This is a genomic window from Pseudomonas sp. S36 (assembly GCF_016647875.1).
In the GTDB taxonomy this organism is placed as follows: Bacteria; Pseudomonadota; Gammaproteobacteria; order Pseudomonadales; family Pseudomonadaceae; genus Aquipseudomonas; species Aquipseudomonas parafulva.
In genome coordinates this window covers 23,164-43,330 of sequence record NZ_JACVVG010000028.1, presented here as the reverse complement: position 1 = coordinate 43,330, position 20,167 = coordinate 23,164, and the positions used below count along the sequence as shown (strand labels likewise).

General features: G+C 56.0%; 18 protein-coding genes. 11 read left to right on the top strand and 7 right to left on the bottom strand.

The genetic code is table 11. From position 1 onward, the window contains the following. Positions 1–23: 23 nt before the first annotated feature. From IAE36_RS16190 to IAE36_RS16175, 4 genes are read right to left on the bottom strand one after another with little or no spacing between them, the layout of a single operon-like run. Positions 24–1,229 (bottom strand): MFS transporter, encoded by a 1,206-nt coding sequence (locus IAE36_RS16190; protein WP_201213433.1) that lies wholly within the window; start codon positions 1,227–1,229, stop codon positions 24–26. Between the two features lie 5 nt (positions 1,230–1,234). Then, positions 1,235–2,782, bottom strand: coding sequence for a carbamoyltransferase C-terminal domain-containing protein (locus IAE36_RS16185; protein WP_201213431.1), 1,548 nt, complete (start codon positions 2,780–2,782; stop codon positions 1,235–1,237). Beyond that, entirely contained in the window at positions 2,763–4,499 is a 1,737-nt protein-coding gene (locus tag IAE36_RS16180) for a methyltransferase domain-containing protein (protein WP_201213429.1), read from the bottom strand. Before IAE36_RS16180 ends, IAE36_RS16185 begins: the two co-directional genes overlap by 20 nt. 10 nt (positions 4,500–4,509) lie before the next feature. After that, positions 4,510–5,592 (bottom strand): SagB/ThcOx family dehydrogenase, encoded by a 1,083-nt coding sequence (locus tag IAE36_RS16175; protein ID WP_201213427.1) that lies wholly within the window; start codon positions 5,590–5,592, stop codon positions 4,510–4,512. 456 nt (positions 5,593–6,048) lie between these two features. On the opposite strand from IAE36_RS16175, the gene moaC reads away from it, so the two are divergent. Genes moaC through moaE form a run of 3 tightly spaced genes read left to right on the top strand, consistent with a single transcriptional unit; the run spans position 6,049 to position 7,213 of the window. Beyond that, complete coding sequence (gene moaC, locus IAE36_RS16170) at positions 6,049–6,519, top strand: cyclic pyranopterin monophosphate synthase MoaC (RefSeq protein WP_028635228.1); 471 nt, start codon at positions 6,049–6,051, stop codon at positions 6,517–6,519. After that, positions 6,519–6,764: a MoaD/ThiS family protein gene (locus tag IAE36_RS16165; protein ID WP_201213426.1), complete on the top strand. Its 246-nt coding sequence runs from the start codon at positions 6,519–6,521 to the stop codon at positions 6,762–6,764. The genes moaC and IAE36_RS16165 overlap by 1 nt, the downstream gene beginning before the upstream one ends. Positions 6,765–6,766: 2 nt before the next feature. Then, positions 6,767–7,213 (top strand): molybdopterin synthase catalytic subunit MoaE, encoded by a 447-nt coding sequence (gene moaE, locus IAE36_RS16160; RefSeq protein ID WP_201213424.1) that lies wholly within the window; start codon positions 6,767–6,769, stop codon positions 7,211–7,213. A 364-nt stretch (positions 7,214–7,577) separates the two neighbouring features. On the opposite strand, the gene rhlB is transcribed toward moaE, so the two are convergent. Further along, positions 7,578–9,035, bottom strand: a complete 1,458-nt coding sequence (gene rhlB / locus IAE36_RS16155) for an ATP-dependent RNA helicase RhlB (RefSeq protein WP_201213422.1) — start codon at positions 9,033–9,035, stop codon at positions 7,578–7,580. A gap of 100 nt (positions 9,036–9,135) precedes the next feature. Further along, a complete protein-coding gene (locus IAE36_RS16150) occupies positions 9,136–9,792 on the bottom strand; it encodes an alpha/beta hydrolase (protein ID WP_028635224.1) in 657 nt (218 codons plus the stop codon). 333 nt (positions 9,793–10,125) lie between these two features. On the opposite strand from IAE36_RS16150, the gene IAE36_RS16145 reads away from it, so the two are divergent. The 4 genes from IAE36_RS16145 (at position 10,126) to IAE36_RS16130 (ending at position 14,283) form a co-directional block, all read left to right on the top strand. Then, positions 10,126–11,154 (top strand): amino acid ABC transporter substrate-binding protein, encoded by a 1,029-nt coding sequence (locus tag IAE36_RS16145; RefSeq protein WP_028635223.1) that lies wholly within the window; start codon positions 10,126–10,128, stop codon positions 11,152–11,154. 67 nt (positions 11,155–11,221) lie between these two features. Continuing rightward, positions 11,222–12,400: an amino acid ABC transporter permease gene (locus IAE36_RS16140; protein WP_201213421.1), complete on the top strand. Its 1,179-nt coding sequence runs from the start codon at positions 11,222–11,224 to the stop codon at positions 12,398–12,400. Positions 12,401–12,410: 10 nt separating this feature from the next. Further along, positions 12,411–13,508, top strand: coding sequence for an amino acid ABC transporter permease (locus tag IAE36_RS16135; protein WP_028635221.1), 1,098 nt, complete (start codon positions 12,411–12,413; stop codon positions 13,506–13,508). Between the two features lie 10 nt (positions 13,509–13,518). Then, positions 13,519–14,283, top strand: a complete 765-nt coding sequence (locus IAE36_RS16130) for an amino acid ABC transporter ATP-binding protein (RefSeq protein WP_028635220.1) — start codon at positions 13,519–13,521, stop codon at positions 14,281–14,283. A gap of 36 nt (positions 14,284–14,319) precedes the next feature. On the opposite strand, the gene algW is transcribed toward IAE36_RS16130, so the two are convergent. Then, the gene (gene algW, locus IAE36_RS16125) at positions 14,320–15,480 is read right to left on the bottom strand and encodes a Do family serine endopeptidase AlgW (protein ID WP_028635219.1); all 1,161 of its coding nucleotides are present in this window, start codon (positions 15,478–15,480) and stop codon (positions 14,320–14,322) included. A gap of 180 nt (positions 15,481–15,660) precedes the next feature. On the opposite strand from algW, the gene IAE36_RS16120 reads away from it, so the two are divergent. The 4 genes from IAE36_RS16120 (at position 15,661) to cysN (ending at position 19,981) form a co-directional block, all read left to right on the top strand. Continuing rightward, positions 15,661–16,419, top strand: a complete 759-nt coding sequence (locus IAE36_RS16120; RefSeq protein ID WP_060483249.1) for a Nif3-like dinuclear metal center hexameric protein — start codon at positions 15,661–15,663, stop codon at positions 16,417–16,419. Between the two features lie 245 nt (positions 16,420–16,664). Continuing rightward, entirely contained in the window at positions 16,665–17,582 is a 918-nt protein-coding gene (gene cysD, locus IAE36_RS16115) for a sulfate adenylyltransferase subunit CysD (protein WP_028635217.1), read from the top strand. Between the two features lie 102 nt (positions 17,583–17,684). Continuing rightward, a complete protein-coding gene (locus IAE36_RS16110) occupies positions 17,685–18,026 on the top strand; it encodes a four helix bundle protein (RefSeq protein WP_201213420.1) in 342 nt (113 codons plus the stop codon). A 53-nt stretch (positions 18,027–18,079) separates the two neighbouring features. Continuing rightward, complete coding sequence (cysN, locus tag IAE36_RS16105; RefSeq protein WP_201213419.1) at positions 18,080–19,981, top strand: sulfate adenylyltransferase subunit CysN; 1,902 nt, start codon at positions 18,080–18,082, stop codon at positions 19,979–19,981. Positions 19,982–20,167: the final 186 nt, after the last annotated feature.

Here is a 20,167-nt window from a genome sequence, read left to right as displayed (position 1 = left end):
CTTCTACAGGCTTGCAACTGCTGCTACGAGCCAGCTGTTATCTCATGCTGCAGGTAATAGGCATGTAAAAGAACAGCGCTGATTAATGTTATCAAGCCTGTTGTCATGATAACGCTGGCGGTACTTGTTACTCCTGCTAACCATGCTCCTGCAGCAGGAAGGACAACAAATAGGGAAATTGAACAGCTTCTTGCAGTGGAAAACGCCGTACCTAAAATATTGCTGGGACAGGTGAGCTGAAGAGTCGAAGTGAAACCTTGAGAGGTTAGTCCATAAGCAAAGCCAGCAATCAAAAAAAGAACTGGAAATGAATAATTTCCAAATAACGCATAGTTAAGACCCGCAGTGCCTACGGTTAATAAACAAACGCCAAAAATAGAAGAGGCGACAGTTGCGCAAAGTAGAGTGTGTCGTCGATATAGTTTCGGGAAAGCGAACCCAGCTATTATCCCGCCTAGTGCCGTCGCGCTTACAGCTTGACCGAACGATGTAGAGCTAAGGCTGAGTTCTCTCATGAAAAGACTTAAAAGAGAATCATAGGTCCCCAATGCGGCTGACTGAATTAACATACATAAAAGAAATGCTTGAGCGGTCGTATGAGACACAAAAAAATCAATCACCTCGCGTAGGCTGGATTTTTGCCTAGTGGTGTTGCATTTTTTTGTGTGAGCTGAGTTTGGCTTCAATAGCCACACGAATACTAAGCCGTTAATACTTGTTAGTCCGGAAATTAAAAATCCGTAAGTGCTATTGCTCATGCTAATAGATAGCCCAGCGGCAAGTGGTGCTACTATTTTTATGGTTTGATCAGTGATGCTTACTAATGATGTATTTTTTATTACGCTTTCAGGGGGAAGGAGCCTGGTTGTAAGTACGATTTCAGCTGGAGTGGATCCGAGGTTTGATAGCCCTTTTAGGGCAATAAAGGCCAAGAAAAATTCCAGGCTGTAGGCTTGAAATAGAAAAATTGCGATCACGGCTCTCACACAAAAGCTAACTGCGACAATTGCATGTGGCGAATAGCGATCAGGTAATGATCCAATATATGGGCCTAATATTAAAGAAGGTAGGCCATAAAGTGCCGCTGCAAGCGCTAACGTTTCGGCTTGCGCATCAAATATGAAAGTCAGCGTTGAAAATATCAAAATAAAGTCAAGCCAAACTGTCGCGGAGCTACAAAATCGTATGCCATACAGGTAAAAATATTGTCTAATTCTTATGCTCTCCATCCTCTTTACCCCATCCTCGTGTACATAGTGTCATCAATCACAAATGTCAAAATCTCGTTATCAGTGCAAAATTTTTCCAAATCAGAGCGATTGTTAATGAAGCCTGTTCCACTGAAATTGAGTGATGTGTTACACAAAACTCCGGCGCCACTGACTTCTTTGAAAGCCGTTAACAGGCTATATAGTAAAGGATTGTCGTCATGTGCAACGGTTTGAACGCGTGCAGTGCCGTCAGAATGGGTGATAGCTTGAAGCTTAGGATTAATTACTCTGTAGAATGACAACATAAATTTGCTGGTTTCGCAGTTCTCGAAATGCTGGGGCGCATCTTGTTCTAAGCATATCGGTGCTATAGGACGATAGTTTTCTCTTTTTTTTATTTTGTTCAATTTATGTGTGGTTGTTTTGCAGAATGGAGATGCCAAGATTGAGCGATTGCCAAGTGCTCTTGGGCCAATTTCACAGCGTCCTTGCACCCAACAAATTATTTCACCTTTGAGGATCTTTTTGCAGATAATGTGGAGTTGTAGTGGACACGAAGTGTAGTTAGAGCTTGCAGTAAGTTCACGTTGATGTGAGAAGGGTTGGCCAGAGTAAACACTCCAATCTAAGCCGCACCGTCCAGTCATAAGCTTCTGAGCTAGTGCGGCCGCTCCGATAGCTACGCCAGTGTCATTAGTGCAAGGGGGAACGAATACATCTGTAAATAAACCGCTTTCTTCCCATTTTCTGTTCCAGTCACAGTTCAGTCCACATCCGCCTGAGATCAATAATGGAACACGCTTGTTTATATGTCTGAGTATTTTTGACTTAATATGCTCGAATAGGTTGTTCGATATTTTTTTTGCAAGATCGCAGAAGGGTTGCGTGTGGGGGCCGATATTGTAATACGTTGAATTTGCAAGGTCGGCTTTGCAAAATGTATCTATCGGGGAAGAGGCGTTAATAAGGTAGTCGAGAATTTCCTGTTCTTCGTTGCTCGTCGGTGAGTTTTGTCCAAGACCAGCAAGCGCCATCATTTTTCCTGCGTCGCCCAAGCGGCAATAACCGTTGGGGAGATTGAAAAGAGGGTCTGCTATACCAAATGCGAATGAATACCTTAAGCCAGGACTTTGAGTGATATTTTGGAGTAACTCTACATGTAGGTTTTTATTAATGTAGTAGAGGTTGCCAATGTACCCTTCTAATAGAAGGACATAGCAATCGCTTATGTCTGCGTATTTTGAAAGTGCGTAGGAGCATACTATGTGTGAGAGTTCATGGCTGCAGTATACCCATGTCTTGTAGTTATTATACTCAACGTTGTAATTTAGCCCAAGATATCCGCCATCAATCGGAGTGTTTCGAGGGTCATGCCCTTTTGCCCAGCCACTAATGGCGATGGCGTCATAATCATTGTTGATTGATATAAGAGTTTTTAGAAGATCGCTTGGTGAGTTGGCAGAGTACCTTGGATTACTATCCTTTTCAGCTTCGTGACTAAATAAGAGTTTGTTATTTTCAATTAGGCAAATCTGACCGTCATGACCGAGGTTATAACTTACGATTTTCATGTGTATTCCTTGGTTTGACCCAAAATAAGTACATGTTAGAAAATGCTGTGGGGTTTAGCGATTCAAATGCTTGCCATTTCCGAAGTAATTCTCTAGGTTCTTTCCCGCTATTGAATTTTGTATAGGCGGGGGCGCAAGTAAAATGGTTGTCGAAACCGCAGAAGTCTAGATTATGTGTGCGTAGTAGGTCGTAGATTCTTTTGGGTGTATAATTATACTCGTGAGGATTGAATAATAGATCCATACACCCTTGGTGAGAGTAAAAGTCTCTCGACCAGAGGATGCTCTCAAATTCGTCGGAAGATTGAGTGATCGCTAACCTCCTTATTTCTAGAATGTTGTTTGGAGAATATGCAATTTTGTGCATGATGCATTTTTTCTTCAATGTATCGATGGGTGCTCTGGCTACCTTACTGTAGAGGCCTAACTTTAAAATTCCGTTTTTGCGTAGCACCATCAATAAAGACTTTATGGCTCTGCAAGGTTGTCTAAGATGGTGTAAAACTCCAATGCATTCGATTATGTGAAATTTTATTTTCAGATCCGTTACGTCAAATATACTGCTATGAATAAAAGTGACATTATCAACATTATGCTTCTGTTTCATAATGTTGGCATATTGTAGGCTTGGGAAACTTATGTCTATTCCAATTATTTGAGCGTCCGGATAGTTAAGGGCCACCTGTATTGCATGGCGGCCTGTGCCACAACCTGCAACGAGTATTTTGATTTTGAGTGAAGGACTATTTGTGTTGGTTAACCCCGTTTGAGCGAAGTAGTTATCAATTGTGCTGGGTGAGTGATGTGGCAAGTATCTCCATTTTGGGTAGGGGTTGGATTCGTAAAAAGATCTTAGGGGGTCTCTCGAAGTGGCATGGGTAAGCTTATTAAGCGAATTATTCTGCCTTCTTGGCTTTCGGATAAATATTTTTGATGAGCTTTGGCTGCCTGAGATGATTTGGCGAATTTCAGATCCGTCGCTGTTGAATGCGTGTTGAGATAATAGATGTTGAGAGTCAATAACTGCGGACAGCCAGGCTTTATGTTTTTTATCGAGATCTGGCAAGTGTTTTTTTGAGCGTTCGAGTAAATTCTCAAGTACAGGGTTTGTTATGATGTGTTTAGTTAAAAACTTGAATGCGAGTTTATGTTTGGATAGGTGTTTCACTAGTTGGGATGGCCAATGGGGCTGTGTTATGTCTATTGTAGAGCTTGTTACTATGTTTTTATAATAAATATATAGGAGCAATTCGTGGTCGATTTTTTCAATGTTAGAAATTTTCTCTAGCGTCGATAGCGTTTGTCTGTTACCCGAGGCTGCGTCGGTATTGGAAAGTAAGTCGAGATAATTTACGGCGGTCTCATACGTTGTTGTGCTTTCTGCTTCTATAGTTTTTTCGTATGCCCAGAGGCCCAAACGGGTTTCTTTAATGGAATGGCAGGCGCGTGCTAGATTTCCGTAATATGTATGATCATTTATTGTTTTGTCTTTCAGTTGCGAACACGCTCTTCTGTATAGTTCAATGGATTTTTCTGTTTCTCCTAATTTCTCGTAGAGTACGCCAAGATTATTAAGTGTCTTTATGTTTTTATTGTCGAGGTCTAGGCTTTTGTTGTAGGCGGTTGCCGCGAGACTAAGTTGTTGTTTGTTGAAAAGCTGGTCACCTATTTTTCGTGCAGCTTCGGAGGCCTCACGACGCTGTTGCGTGTAATCCATATGAGCACTCCTAGATTAGCTTCTGCATATTTGGAGATATGGGGTCGGAGAAACCAGGGCCGCCAGCCATTACGAAGAGGGAGTGTTCGTTAATGCCGTCAACTTTCAAAAGCTCATTGAGCATATTGTCAATGAAATACCCGCTTATCCAAGTGTTTAACTTGTACGCAGTTGCGGATAAGTTAAATGTCTGAGAAAGATGGCCGACCTCCAGTAGAGCTGAACGGTATGCTCTTGAGTGAGGATATTTCCACCAGAGCTTGTCAAATCTCGACGTCATCGCAATAAGAAAGGATGCCTCTGTTGCAAATGTTTGATGGCATAGTGTTTTACTGAGTTCGATAACTTCATTATTGATCAGGGATAGTGCGTGGTCTTGTGGTCTATAATGATATACACCTTTCTTAAGGCCATGTACATTAAGAGCAATTAGATAGGCCTCTGTAGCTTGTAAGCATCCGGCGCTGGGCGATGAGCGTCTATAGCCAATCGTTCTTATCCCGCGTGCAGCTAATGCTTTTTCATGTATGTCTCCATGAAATTTTCCAAAAGTGGAAAATAATAAGTCAGAAACAATGCTGATGTCGGTTTCTAAGTTTTTGAAGTGACGACTAGTTTTTCTATTTTTCAATACGCTTAGTAATGGGGTCTCTAGTTCATATAGACAGGGTGCTGGTAACCTCGTTATAGGCCCAGCCCGTTCTATGTGAATCGCAGGCATATTGCCTGCGATACTCTCGCAAAAGTCAACGTAAGCAGCCTCAGGGTTCTCTAGCTCATTAGATAGGTCACATGGGAAGTTATGTTTTGTACCCAAGTGGAATATCTTTGCAATATCGTCCCATCCCCACTGTGAATGTGCTTCATCAATGTCTTTGTTTGTCGTTACTAGCTCTAGTATGCCGGCGTCGATAAGTTCATTGTCAATGTCGTCGACAGCGGCTCTGTATCCTGTCAATGTTGTTATTTCATGAATTCTATCTAGGTACTTTGTGTCGTATATTTGATACTGCTCGCCATTAGTTAAATTCCATAGTGCGAAAACACCTTTTTTGACGGTGAATACGATATCTTCGTTGAGTTTATAATTCATGATTATCTCGAATTTGTGTTTAATAGTCCTGGGCAGGCAAGCGCTGCCCAGGATGTAGAGTTAATCTACCAATGCTTTTGCTTGATCAAAGCGCGCCACAAGAATGTGGTAGGCATTATTGGACAGCGCGCTTAGATGGCTCTGTAAGCTAATTTTTTTCATTCTTATTTCCTCGTTGTGGTTGTTGAAGTCGTTGTGACTTCGGGAGTAAGAATATTTTCCATGTGGTAAAAGTCAACAGTGCGTGAATGTAGGAAATTTATATATGTTATGTAGGATATTTCTTCGGAATTAAATGCTTTGATATCAGGAGGTTAAATGCTTTCCTTATGCATAACGATGTTCTGGGAGAAAAAATTTTTATCGAAAATACGCCCCCTTCCGGAGGAACAATTTTTTCTGCCAAAACTTGACCCACAGGTTTAAGCTTTAGCTTCCCTTCACAGGAGCAGAGCAGTGCTGACACATCTTGATTCCCAGGGGCGGGCCAACATGGTCGACGTCACTGAAAAAGCCGTGACCGAGCGTGAGGCCACCGCCGAGGCGCGGGTGCGCATGCTGCCGCAAACCTTGCAGATGATCGTGGATGGCGCACACCCCAAGGGTGATGTGTTTGCCGTGGCGCGCATCGCCGGCATTCAGGCGGCGAAGAAGACCAGTGACCTGATCCCGTTGTGCCACCCATTGATGCTGACCAGCGTGAAGGTGGAGCTTGATGCCGAGGGTGAGGATGCGGTTAAGATCGTCGCCCGCTGCAAGCTGGCCGGGCAGACCGGTGTGGAGATGGAAGCGCTGACGGCGGCCAGTGTCGCGGCACTGACCCTTTATGACATGTGCAAAGCCGTAGACAAGGGTATGGTCATCGAACAGGTGCGCCTGCTGGAAAAGCTCGGCGGCAAAAGTGGCCATTACAAGGTGCAAGGCTGATGAACGTAAAGGTGATGTATTTCGCCCGTTACCGCGAACGTCTGGGGGTGGACGCGGAGCGTGTCGAAGGTGCATTCGCGGTGCTCGACGATGTGCGTCAGGCGCTGGTGGCCAGGGGCGCGCCGTACGGCGTGCTGGGCGAGCAGAACCTGATGTGTGCACGCAATGAAGAACTGTGCAAACTCGATGAGCCGCTGGAAGAGGGCGATGAAGTGGCGTTCTTCCCGCCGGTAACAGGAGGCTGAACATGGCTGTGCGCGTTCAGGAGGCTGCATTCGACCCGGGGCTGGAAGTCAATGCCATGCACGCGGCCAACGCGGGTGTGGGGGCGGTTGTCGCTTTTGTCGGCTACGTGCGGGATTTCAACGAAGGGCGCGAGGTGGCGGGGATGTTTCTTGAACATTACCCGGGCATGACCGAGAAGGCCCTGGCCAAGATTGCCGCCGAGGCCCAGCAGCGCTGGCCGCTGTTGAAGGTCGAAGTGCTGCACCGCATCGGTGGGCTGGAGCCGGGCGAGCCCATTGTGTTCGTGGGGGTGGCCAGCGCTCACCGGCAGGCCGCGTTCGATGCCTGCAACTTCATCATGGATTACCTGAAAACCCGGGCGCCGTTCTGGAAGAAGGAAATGACCGGGGACGGCCCGTGCTGGGTCGAGGGCAGGCAGAGTGACCAGGATGCGGCGGGGCGCTGGTAGCCCTGTGTTGGGTGGCCGGGGCTATGCCCCGGTTCGCGGGTAAACCCGCTCCCACAGTGAATTGAGCCAACTTTCAGATCTTGTGGAGACAGTTGCCCCCACCTGGTCATGCACCCTACCTGTTGTGGCAGGTTCCCACAGTGAATTAACCCAACTTTCAGATCTTGTGGAAGACAGTTGCCCCCACCTGGTTATGCACCCTACCTGTTGGGGCAGGCTCCCACAGTGGATTGAGCCAACTTTCAGATCTTGTGGAAAACAGTTGCTCCCACTTGGTCATGCACCCTATCTGCTGGAGCAGGCGCCCTACCTGTGGGAGCGGCGGTGCGGCGATCCGATTTACCCGCGAAGAGGCCGGTACAGGTCAGTGATGCTTGCGCGGCACGGGCTGCAGCAGTTCATCTGGCGGCATCTCGCACTTGATCTTGCGGCCCAGCAGTTCTTCGATCGCCGGCAACTGGTACGAGTCATCCTCCCCGGCAAAGCTGATCGACACACCGCTGGTGCCTGCACGGCCAGTACGGCCGATACGGTGCACGTAGTCGTCCGGGTCTTCGGGCAAGGTGAAGTTGATCACGTGGCTGATGCCGTCGATGTGAATACCCCGCCCGGCCACATCGGTGGCAACCAGCACGGTGATGCGCCCTTCACGGAAGTTTTCCAGCGTGCGGATACGCTTGTGCTGGGGCACGTCGCCTGAAAGCTGTGCGGCATTGATGCCGTCACGCACCAGTTTTTCCTCGATGCGCCGCACTTCGTCCTTGCGGTTGGCGAACACCATCACCCGTTCCCACTGGTTTTGGGTAACCAGGTTGTACAGCAGCTTGTACTTGTCGCTGCCCGCCACCGCATACACATGCTGCTCGACCGTTTCGCTGGCGACGTTCTCGGGCTCGATTTCGACGATGGCCGGGTCGGTCGTCCACTGCTTGGCCAGGTTCATCACGTCGTCGGTGAAGGTGGCCGAGAACAGCAAGGTCTGGCGTTCGCTCTTGGGCGGGGTCTGGCGGATGATCTGCCGTACCTGGGGGATGAAGCCCATGTCCAGCATGCGGTCCGCTTCGTCCAGCACCATCACCTCGACCATGTCCAGGTGCACCTCGCCGCGCTGGTTGAAGTCCAGCAGCCGGCCTGGGGTGGCCACCAGAATGTCGCAGTGCCGGGCTTCCAGCGCCTTCAGTTGCTTGTCGAAGTCCATGCCACCGACGAAGCTCATCACGTTCAGGCCGGTGTACTTGGTGAGGGCCGCAGCGTCCTTGGCGATCTGTACTACCAGCTCGCGGGTAGGCGCGATGATCAGCGCACGGGGTTCGCCCATGTAGCGTTCTTTGGGCGGTGGGGTCTGCTGCAACTGGGAAATGATCGAAATCAGAAACGCTGCCGTCTTGCCCGTACCAGTCTGGGCCCTGCCGATCGCGTCCTGCCCACGCAGGGTGTAACCCAGCACCTGTGCCTGGATCGGCGTGCAGTACGGGAAGCCCAGGTCGTGGATGGCGTGCATCAGTTCGTTGGACAGCTTGAAGTCATGGAAGCGGGTTTTGCCTTCCTGCGGCTCGACCACGAAGTCTTCCGGCTTCCACAGGCTGGCCTGCGGCTTGGGCTTGCGCTCGCGGCGCGGTTTTTCTTTTGCCGGCGTTGCCGCCGCAGGCGCGGTTGCCACCGGCTGGCTGGCCTTGGGGGCAGGTTTGGCGCGCGGGGGCTTGGATGGGGTTACTGGACGGGCCTCGGAAACGGGCGCGGGCGATGCAACGCTGGCAGCAGGCGCGACAGCCTGCGGGGCGTCGTATCCTTTGCCGAATATTTTTTTAAGTGCCTTGAGCACGGTCGTCTCGTCAACTGGTTAAGGAATGTACGCCGGGCAGTGTAATGCAAGAACCCTGCGCGGCGTAGTGGAACTGACGCACAACTACAGGCGGCGTGGCTTATTGAAGTTGCCTGGCCAGCCAGTGGTAGATGTCGTTCAGCTCTTCGACCACCACCTCGTGCTCCATGGGGTACTCCTGCCAGGTTGCGGCAATGCCCCAGGTATTGAGGTATTCGAAGGCGGTACGGCCCATCGACGGGATCACCACCGGGTCATGCACGCCGTGCAGGCACAGCGCCGGGGTGCGCTGCTGGCAGGCACTGAGCTGATGCCCTTCACTGAACGTGGGCGCGTAGGTAGACAGTGCCAGCACCCCGCCCAGGGCCTCCTGCCACTTTATATAGGCGGTGTGCAGCACCACCGCGCCGCCCTGGGAGAAACCGGCCAGGAAGATGCGTGACAGGCTGACGCCCTTTGCCTGCTCGGCCTTGATCAGCGCGATGACCTGGTCGGCCGACGCGTCAAGCTGCGCCTCGTCGATGGCGCGGGCCGGGCTCATGGCCTTGATGTCGTACCAGCTGGGCATGGCGTAGCCGCCGTTGATGGTGACCGGCTGGGTCGGCGCCTGGGGCATGATGAAGCGCGTGCTGTTCAGCCGCTCCTGCATGAATTCAGCCACAGGTAGGAAGTCGTAACGGTCGGCCCCCAGGCCGTGCAACCAGATCACACAGGCATCTGCGGTGGTCTGGGGTTCCAGGATCAGTGGGTCGGTCATTGCTGCTCCGAAAGTGTGCGGTTGGGCGGTTAGCGTGCATGAATATAAAGCGCGTGTGCAGCGCGCGAGAACGAGAATGTCGCAACGCTGAAACTTTACCCACTTGACTCTGGCTTAATCGCTCCAGCCAAGCGAACTGGTACGCGCTTTGCAATTCCATCTGTGATGCAAAGGGTAGGCCGGGAACGGTAACACCCTCTGTAAGCGAAGGCTGTCACAGAACAGCCCATTGCGCCAATTGACCCAATAACAAGCCAATACGGGTCGGATGCGCCTCAAAAGGGTGCGGTGCAATTCCGGCTCGATACAACAAGAGCGATGTGGAGGTAGTGAATGAAGATGTTGAAAACCACCCTGGCAGTCCTGACCGCTGCCGCCGCGCTGGGCGCCGTGAGCACTGCCCAGGCCGGCGCCACCCTCGATGCGGTTAAAAAGAAGGGCTTCGTCCAGTGTGGCGTGAGTGACGGCTTGCCTGGCTTCTCGGTACCGGATGCCCAGGGCAAGATCATCGGCATCGATGCCGACGTCTGCCGCGCCGTAGCGGCGGCGGTGTTCGGCGACGCGACCAAGGTCAAGTTCAGCCAGCTCAACGCCAAGGAACGCTTCACCGCCCTGCAGTCGGGCGAAGTCGACGTGCTGTCGCGCAACACCACCTGGACCAGTTCGCGCGATGCCGGCATGGGCCTGGTGTTCACCGGTGTCACCTACTACGACGGCGTCGGTTTCCTGGTCAACAAGAAGCTGGGTGTTTCCAGCGCCAAGGAACTCGATGGCGCTACCATCTGCATCCAGGCAGGTACCACCACCGAACTGAACGTGTCGGACTTCTTCCGCGCCAACAACCTGAAATACACCCCGATCACCTTCGACACCTCTGACGAAAGCGCCAAGTCGCTGGAGTCGGGCCGTTGCGACGTACTGACCTCTGACAAGTCGCAGCTGTTCGCCCAGCGTTCCAAGCTGGCCGCACCCACCGAGTATGTAGTGCTGCCAGAAACCATCTCCAAGGAGCCCTTGGGCCCGGTGGTGCGCAAAGGCGACGAAGAGTGGTTCAGCATCGTCAAGTGGACGCTGTTCGCCATGCTCAACGCCGAAGAGGCGGGCATCACCTCCAAAAACGTCGAAGCCGAAGCCAAGGGCACCAAGAACCCTGACGTGGCCCGCCTGCTGGGTGGCGACGGTGAATACGGCAAGGACCTCAAGCTGCCCAAAGACTGGGTAGTGCAGATCGTCAAGCAAGTCGGCAACTACGGCGAAGTGTTCGAGAAGAACCTGGGCCAGAGCACCGACCTGAAGATCGACCGTGGCATGAACGCCCTGTGGAACAACGGCGGCATCCAGTACGCGCCACCTGTGCGCTGATGGTTGCACCCTGCGGCGGCATCCTGCCGCCGCAGGCAGTTCGGCACCCTCTCTTCCGGGGCATTTCATGCAAAATCGAATCGGCGCACAAAAGGGTTTATCCCTGAGCGATCCACGTGTGCGTGCGTGGCTGTTCCAGATCCTCACCATCGTCTTCGTGGTAGGTCTGGGCTGGTACCTGTTTCACAACACGCAAACCAACCTGCAACACCGCGGCATTACCTCTGGCTTCGACTTCCTCGACCGCAGTGCCGGCTTCGGCATCGCCCAGCACCTGATCCCCTACGTGGAATCGGACAGCTACGCCCGGGTATTCGTCATCGGCTTGCTCAACACCCTGCTGGTGACACTGATCGGCGTGGTGCTGGCCACCATTCTTGGCTTCATCATCGGTGTGGCACGGTTGTCGCCGAACTGGATGATCAACAAGCTGGCGACGGTGTATGTGGAAACCTTCCGCAACATCCCGCCGCTGCTGCAGATCCTGTTCTGGTACTTCGCGGTGTTTCTCACGCTGCCGGGGCCCAGGGGCAGCATCAACATCGACGACACCTTCTTCATCAGCAACCGTGGCCTGAACATGCCGGGGGCCTCCGTGGCCGAGGGCTTCTGGCCATTCGTCATCGCCGTTGCCCTGGCTGTGCTGGCCGTGGTGGTGATGGTGCGGCGGGCCAACCGGCGTTTCGAAGAAACAGGTGAGCCCTTTCACAAGTTCTGGGTGGGCCTGGCCTTGCTCGTGGTCATTCCCGGTGCCTGCGTGCTGCTGTTCGGCAGCCCCGTGCAGTGGGAAGTGCCGCAGTTGAAAGGCTTCAACTTCGTGGGTGGCTGGGTGCTGATCCCCGAGCTGCTGGCATTGACCCTGGCGCTGACCATCTACACCGCCGCGTTCATTGCCGAGATCGTGCGTTCGGGTATCCGTTCGGTGAGCCACGGCCAGACCGAAGCTGCAAGGTCGCTGGGCCTGCGCGAAGGGCCGACCCTGCGCAAGGTGATCATCCCCCAGGCACTGCGGGTGATCATTCCGCCGCTCACCAGCCAGTACCTGAACCTGGCCAAGAACTCGTCGCTGGCGGCCGGTATCGGCTACCCGGAAATGGTCTCGCTGTTTGCCGGCACGGTGTTGAACCAGACCGGCCAGGCCATTGAGGTGATCGCCATCACCATGAGTGTCTATCTCGCCATCAGCATCAGCATTTCGCTGTTGATGAACTGGTACAACAAGCGCATTGCGCTGATCGAGCGGTGAGGATACGCCTGTGAATGCCCATGTTTTCAAACCTGACATGCCGCCACCGGTAAAAACCGTCGGCGTGCTCGCCTGGATGCGTGCCAACCTGTTTTCCAGCTGGCTCAACACACTGCTCACCCTGTTCGCCGTGTATCTGCTGTGGCTGATCGTGCCGCCGTTGCTGCAATGGGCGCTGATCGATGCCAACTGGGTGGGTACCACCCGCGCCGATTGCACCAAGGAGGGCGCCTGCTGGGTGTTCGTGCAGCAGCGCTTTGGCCAGTTCATGTACGGCTACTACCCTGCCGAGTTGCGCTGGCGGGTGGACCTGACCGTGTGGCTGGCGGTACTCGGCGCGGCACCGTTGTTCATCAGCCGCTTCCCGCGCAAGGCGGTGTACGGTCTGGGCTTCCTGGTGCTGTACCCGGTGCTGGCCTATACCCTGCTGCACGGCGGCTACCTGGGCCTGGACACGGTGGCTACCAGCCAGTGGGGCGGGCTGATGCTGACCCTGGTCATCGCCACGGTCGGCATCGTCGGTGCCCTGCCCCTGGGCATTGTACTGGCGCTGGGCAGGCGCTCGCGCATGCCGGCGGTGAAGGTGGTGTGTGTGACCTTCATCGAGTTCTGGCGCGGCGTGCCACTGATCACCGTGCTGTTCATGTCGTCCGTGATGCTGCCGTTGTTCCTGCCCGAGGGCATGAGCTTCGACAAGCTGCTGCGGGCCATGATCGGTGTGATTCTGTTCCAGTCGGCGTATATCGCCGAGGTGGTGCGCGGTGGCTTGCAGGCCATTCCCAAAGGCCAGTACGAGGCTGCGGCGGCCATGGGCCTGGGTTACTGGCGCTCGATGGGCCTGGTGATCCTGCCCCAGGCACTGAAGCTGGTGATCCCCGGCATCGTCAACACCTTCATTGCCCTGTTCAAGGACACCAGCCTGGTGATCATCATCGGCCTGTTCGACCTGCTCAACAGCGTCAAGCAAGCAGCTGCCGACCCGGCCTGGCTGGGTATGGCCACCGAGGGCTACGTGTTCGCGGCCCTGGTGTTCTGGATTTTCTGTTTCGGTATGTCCCGCTACTCCATGCATCTGGAGCGCAAGCTGGACACTGGCCACAAGCGTTAGGAGTTTCGAAATGAGTGAAGCGATCAAGCAGCCTGCTGGCCCCGAAGGCATCATCCAGATGCAGGGCGTGAACAAGTGGTATGGCCAGTTCCATGTGCTCAAGGACATCAACCTGAACGTGCGCCAGGGCGAGCGCATCGTGCTGTGCGGGCCGTCGGGTTCGGGCAAGTCCACCACCATCCGCTGCCTCAACCGCCTGGAGGAACACCAGCAGGGGCGCATTGTGGTCGACGGGGTAGAGCTGACCAACGACCTGAAGCAGATCGAGGCCATCCGCCGCGAGGTGGGCATGGTGTTCCAGCACTTCAACCTGTTCCCGCACCTGAGCATCCTGGAAAACTGCACCCTGGCGCCCATGTGGGTACGCAAGATGCCGCGGCGCAAGGCCGAGGAAATCGCCATGCACTACCTGGAGCGGGTACGCATTCCGGAGCAGGCGCACAAATTCCCGGGGCAGTTGTCCGGTGGCCAGCAGCAGCGGGTGGCCATTGCCCGTGCCCTGTGCATGAAGCCCAAGATCATGCTGTTCGACGAACCGACTTCGGCGCTGGACCCGGAAATGGTCAAGGAAGTGCTCGATACCATGGTAGGGCTGGCTGAAGACGGCATGACCATGCTGTGCGTTACCCACGAGATGGGCTTTGCCCGCACCGTGGCCAACCGGGTGATCTTCATGGACAAGGGGGAGATTGTGGAGCAGGCCGCGCCGGATGATTTCTTCGACCGGCCGCGCAGTGACCGTACCCGGTTGTTCCTGAGCCAGATCTTGCATTGATGCAGGCAGGGGCTGCTTTGCAGCCCCCTCTACAGGCTATTTCTCTTCCTGTTTGGCCACTGGCGCCGGCGGCGGCCTCAGGCCTACTTCGGCCACCAGCTTCAGCTGCTGCCCATTGCGCATCACCTCGATGGTGATCTTCTCGTTGGGCTTGATGCGCGCCACCTGGTTCATCGACTTGCGCCCGTCACCGGCCGGTTCGCCGTTGATGCTCAGAATCACGTCACCCAGCTGCAACCCGGCCCTGGCCGCCGGCCCCTCGCGGAATATACCCGCGACCACGATGCCTGGCCGGTCTTTCATGCCGAACGATTCGGCCAGTTCGGTGCTCAGTGGCTGCACTTCGATACCCAACCAGCCACGGATCACCTGGCCGTGCTCGACGATGGACTTCATCACTTCCAGCGCCAGCTTCACCGGGATGGCAAAACCGATGCCCTGGGAGCCGCCAGACTTGGAGAAGATCGCGGTGTTGATGCCGATCAGGTTGCCATTGGCATCCACCAGTGCACCGCCGGAGTTACCCGGGTTGATCGCCGCGTCGGTCTGGATGAAGTCTTCGTAGTTGTTCAGCCCCAGCTGGTTGCGCCCGGTGGCGCTGATGATGCCCATGGTCACCGTCTGGCCTACGCCGAACGGGTTGCCGATGGCCAGCGACACATCGCCGATACGGATGGTGTCGGAGCGGCCGATGGTAATGGCCGGCAGTTTCTTCAGGTCGATCTTCAGCACCGCCAGGTCGGTTTCCGGGTCGCTGCCGATAACCCGGGCGAGTGTTTCGCGGCCATCTTTCAGGGCCACGACGATCTGGTCGGCACCGCTGGTGACGTGGTTGTTGGTGAGCAGGTAACCCTCGGGGCTCATGATGACTGCCGAGCCCAGGCTGGACTCCCAACGCCGCTGCTTGGGCAGGTTGTCCCCGAAGAAGCGGCGGAACTGCGGGTCTTCGAACAATGGGTGCGAGCTCTTGTTCACCACCTTGGTGGTGTACAGGTTGACCACCGCGGGGGCGGCCAGGGTCACGGCATCAGCGTAGGAAACCGGGCCCTGGACCACGCGCGTGGTCTGAGGCGCCTGTTGCAGGTTGACATCCTGGCTGGGCAGGCCGACCCACTCGGGGAAACGCTGGATGATCAGCACGGCAATGAGCACACCGGTGAGCAGGGGCCAGCCAAAGTAACGCAACGCCTTGAACATGAACGAGTCCTGGATAGAGCAGGGGGCCAGCGGCCACCGAGTGGGGCATGCAGGGGTACGTGAACCGCACGCGCAGGCACCGGTTCCCCCGGTGCCGACGACGGCCCATAATGGCCGGCATTATACGGGCGTTCAGCCGGCGTTGTGCCTGTGGGATGCGCAGATTTCGAGGAGAATTTAATGGCCGTCGCTCTCAATACCCTGGTCGAGGAAGCCGAGCGCTTTCTGGGCAGCAGCAAGGTCCAGGACTATTGCCCCAACGGCCTGCAGGTCGAAGGCCGGCCCCAGGTTGGCCGTATCGTCAGCGGCGTCACTGCCAGCCAGGCGTTGCTGGACGCGGCCGTGGAGGCGCAGGCTGACCTGGTGCTGGTGCACCACGGCTACTTCTGGAAGGGCGAAAACCCCTGCATCACCGGGATTCGTCAGCGACGCCTGAAAACCCTGCTGAACCATGACATCAGCCTGCTGGCGTTCCACCTGCCGCTGGACCTGCACCCCGAGGTGGGTAACAACGTGCAGCTGGCGCGCCAGCTGGATATCACTGTCGAAGGCGCACTGGACCCGGCCAACCCCAAGGTGGTTGGGCTGGTCGGGTCACTGGCAGAACCCATGACCGCTCGCGACTTTGCCCGTCGGGTGCAGGAGGTGCTGGGCCGTGAACCGCTGCTGGTGGAGGGCGAGCAGATGATTCGCCGGGTAGGCTGGTGCACCGGGGGCGGGCAGGGCTACATCGACGATGCCATTGCCGCAGGGGTGGACCTGTACCTGACCGGTGAGGCTTCGGAGCAGACGTACCACAGTGCCCGCGAGAATGGGGTCAGCTTCATTGCCGCCGGGCACCACGCCACCGAGCGGTATGGCGTGCAGGCGCTGGGCGATTACCTGGCGCGGCGGTTTGCCGTGGAGCACCTGTTCATCGATTGCCCGAACCCCATCTGACCCGGGCGGCCTCATCGCCAGCAAGCTCGCCCCCACAGGGATCGCACAGCATTCAAGGCCCGTGTCAGCCCTGTGGGAGCGGGTTAACCCGCGAAGGGCCTGGCCTGCAACGCCCAAACCCCCAGTCATATGGTTAGACGCTTTCGATCTAGCCAGCCGCCTAAATAGAAGCATCTGCTGTGATAGAGTGGCTCGCTCGAACACGGCCCGCTGGCCGTCCATAAGATCGTTTTTCGTGAGTAGCCATGGTCGACAAACTGACGCACTTGAAACAGCTGGAGGCGGAAAGCATCCACATCATCCGCGAGGTGGCCGCCGAGTTCGACAACCCGGTGATGCTGTACTCGATCGGCAAGGATTCCGCCGTGATGCTGCACCTGGCGCGCAAGGCTTTCTTCCCGGGCAAGCTGCCGTTCCCGGTGATGCACGTCGACACCCGCTGGAAGTTCCAGGAAATGTACCGCTTCCGCGACAAGATGGTCGAGGAAATGGGCCTGGAACTGATCACCCACGTCAACCCTGAAGGGGTGGCGCAGGGCATCAACCCATTCACCCATGGCAGTTCCAAGCACACCGACATCATGAAGACCCAGGGCCTGAAGCAGGCACTGGACAAGCACGGCTTCGATGCCGCCTTCGGTGGTGCGCGCCGCGACGAAGAGAAGTCGCGGGCCAAGGAGCGCGTATATTCGTTCCGCGACAGCAAGCACCGCTGGGACCCGAAAAACCAGCGCCCCGAGCTGTGGAACGTGTACAACGGCAAGGTCAACAAGGGCGAGTCGATCCGCGTCTTCCCGCTGTCGAACTGGACCGAGCTGGACATCTGGCAGTACATCTACCTCGAAGGCATCCCGATCGTGCCGCTGTACTTCGCCGCCGAGCGTGAAGTGATCGAAAAGAACGGTACCCTGATCATGATCGACGACGAGCGCATCCTCGAACACCTCTCCGAGGAAGAAAAGGCCCGCATCGTCAAGAAGAAGGTGCGTTTCCGTACCCTTGGCTGCTACCCGCTCACGGGCGCTGTCGAGTCGGAAGCCGAGACGCTCACCGACATCATTCAGGAAATGCTCCTGACGCGCACTTCCGAGCGCCAAGGCCGGGTCATCGACCACGATGGCGCCGGCTCCATGGAAGACAAGAAACGCCAAGGGTATTTTTAAGCTTCAAGTTACAAGCGGCAAGCTGCAAGACAGAAGCAGAGCGCGTAGCGTTTGAGCCTTGTGGGTTGCCGCCTGCATTGCGGGCGGCCCGGAGCGCTCGTAATGGATTTTGAGAAGCTGGCAGTTTGGCAACGGAGTAAGCGTCTGGCCATTGAGTTGTACCGGACACTGGCTGGGTGTCGTGATTATGGATTCAAGGATCAGATCACGCGGTCGGCACTTTCCATCCCGTCCAATATTGCCGAGGGCATGGAGCGGCGCGGGAGCAGAGAGAAGGTTTGGTATCTCAGCGTTGCGAAAGCGTCCTGCGGGGAGTTGCGTACGCAGCTGATGATCGGTGGTGAGATAGGTTACATCGACGCTGGGCTGGCTACCGGCTGGATTAACGAAGCCCGCGAGCTCTCCCGAATGCTAAGTGGGTTGATCAACAGAATTTCTAACTAGTTGTACGCCGACAAGCTTGCCGCTTGAAGCTGACAGCTTGGAGCTTGAATGAAATGAGTCACCAATCCGATTTGATCAGCGAGGACATCCTCGCTTACCTGGCCCAGCACGAGCGTAAGGAACTGCTGCGTTTCCTCACCTGCGGCAACGTGGATGACGGCAAGAGCACCCTGATCGGGCGCCTGCTGCACGACTCGAAGATGATCTACGAGGACCACCTCGAGGCCATCACCCGTGATTCGAAAAAGTCTGGCACCACCGGCGAGGAAGTCGACCTGGCGCTGCTGGTGGACGGCCTGCAGGCCGAGCGGGAGCAGGGCATCACCATCGATGTGGCCTACCGCTACTTCTCCACTGCCAAGCGCAAGTTCATCATCGCCGACACCCCGGGCCACGAGCAGTACACCCGCAACATGGCCACCGGCGCGTCCACCTGCGACCTGGCGATCATTCTGGTTGATGCCCGCTATGGCGTGCAGACCCAAACCCGCCGCCACAGCTACATCGCGTCGCTGCTGGGCATCAAGCACATTGTGGTCGCGGTCAACAAGATGGACCTCAAGGGCTTTGACGAGCAGGTGTTCGAGTCGATCAAGGCCGACTACCTGGCGTTCGCCGAAGCAATCAACCTGACGCCAAGCAGCCTGCACTTCGTGCCGATGTCCGCGCTCAAGGGCGACAACGTGGTCAACCACAGCGAGCGTTCGCCGTGGTATGCCGGCCCGACGCTGATGGAAATCCTGGAAACCGTTGAAGTGTCGGCTGACCGCAACTTCACCGACCTGCGCTTCCCGGTGCAGTACGTGAACCGGCCGAACCTGAACTTCCGTGGCTTCGCCGGTACCCTGGCCAGCGGCGTGGTGCACAAGGGCGACGAGGTCGTGGTGCTGCCATCGGGCAAGAGCAGCCGCGTGAAATCCATTGTTACCTACGAAGGTGAACTGGAAAGCGCAGGCCCTGGCCAGGCGGTAACGCTGACCATGGAAGACGAGATCGATATCTCCCGTGGCGACCTGCTGGTGCATGCCGACAACGTGCCCCCGGTAACCGACCAGTTCGACGCCATGCTGGTGTGGATGGCCGAAGAGCCGATGCTGCCGGGCAAGAAGTACGACATCAAGCGTGCCACCAGCTACGTGCCTGGCTCGGTTGCCAGCATCGCCCACAAGGTGGATGTGAACACCCTGGAGAAGGGCAGTGCCAGCGCGCTGCAACTGAACGAGATCGGCCAGGTCAAGGTGGCCCTGGATGCGTCTATTGCCCTGGATGGCTATGACAGCAACCGCACCACCGGTGCCTTCATCGTCATCGACCGCCTGACTAACGGCACCGTTGGCGCGGGCATGATCATCGCGCCCCCTGTGCTGCCCCACGGCAATACCGGCCAGCACGGCAAACTGGCGCACGTGTCCACCGAGGAACGTGCGCTGCGCTTCGGCCAGCAGCCTGCCACCGTGCTGTTCAGTGGCTTGTCCGGTGCCGGCAAGAGCACCCTGGCCTATGCGGTGGAGCGCAAGCTGTTCGACATGGGCCGGGCGGTGTATGTGCTCGATGGCCAGAACCTGCGCCATGACCTGAACAAGGGCCTGCCACAGGACCGCGCCGGGCGTACTGAAAACTGGCGCCGCGCTGCCCATGTGGCGCGTCAGTTCAACGAAGCCGGGCTGCTGACGTTGGCAGCGTTCGTGGCCCCTGATGCCGAAGGCCGTGAGCAGGCCAAGGCGCTGATCGGCAAAGACCGCCTGGTGACGGTGTACGTTCAGGCCTCGCCGCTGGCGTGCCGCGAGCGTGACCCACAGGGGCTTTACGCAGCCGGCGGCGACAACATCCCGGGTGAGAGCTTCCCGTTCGATGTGCCGCTGGATGCAGACGTGGTGATCGATACCCAGGCCACCAGCGTGGACGAAGGCGTCAAGTTGGTGCTGGACGCGCTTCGCCAGCGTGGTGCGATCTGACGGCGTTTGACGGTTAGGCTGGGGCGAGCTGCGCTCGCTCTGGCAGAACTGCAAGTAATCGTTGAGCCAGCAGGGACCTGTGGGAGCGGCTTCAGCCGCGAACACCGGCGAAGCCGGTGCCCTGCACCGCGCTGTCTGCTTCGCGGGTAAACCCGCTCCCACAGGGGAGCGGGCTTGCTTGCGAAA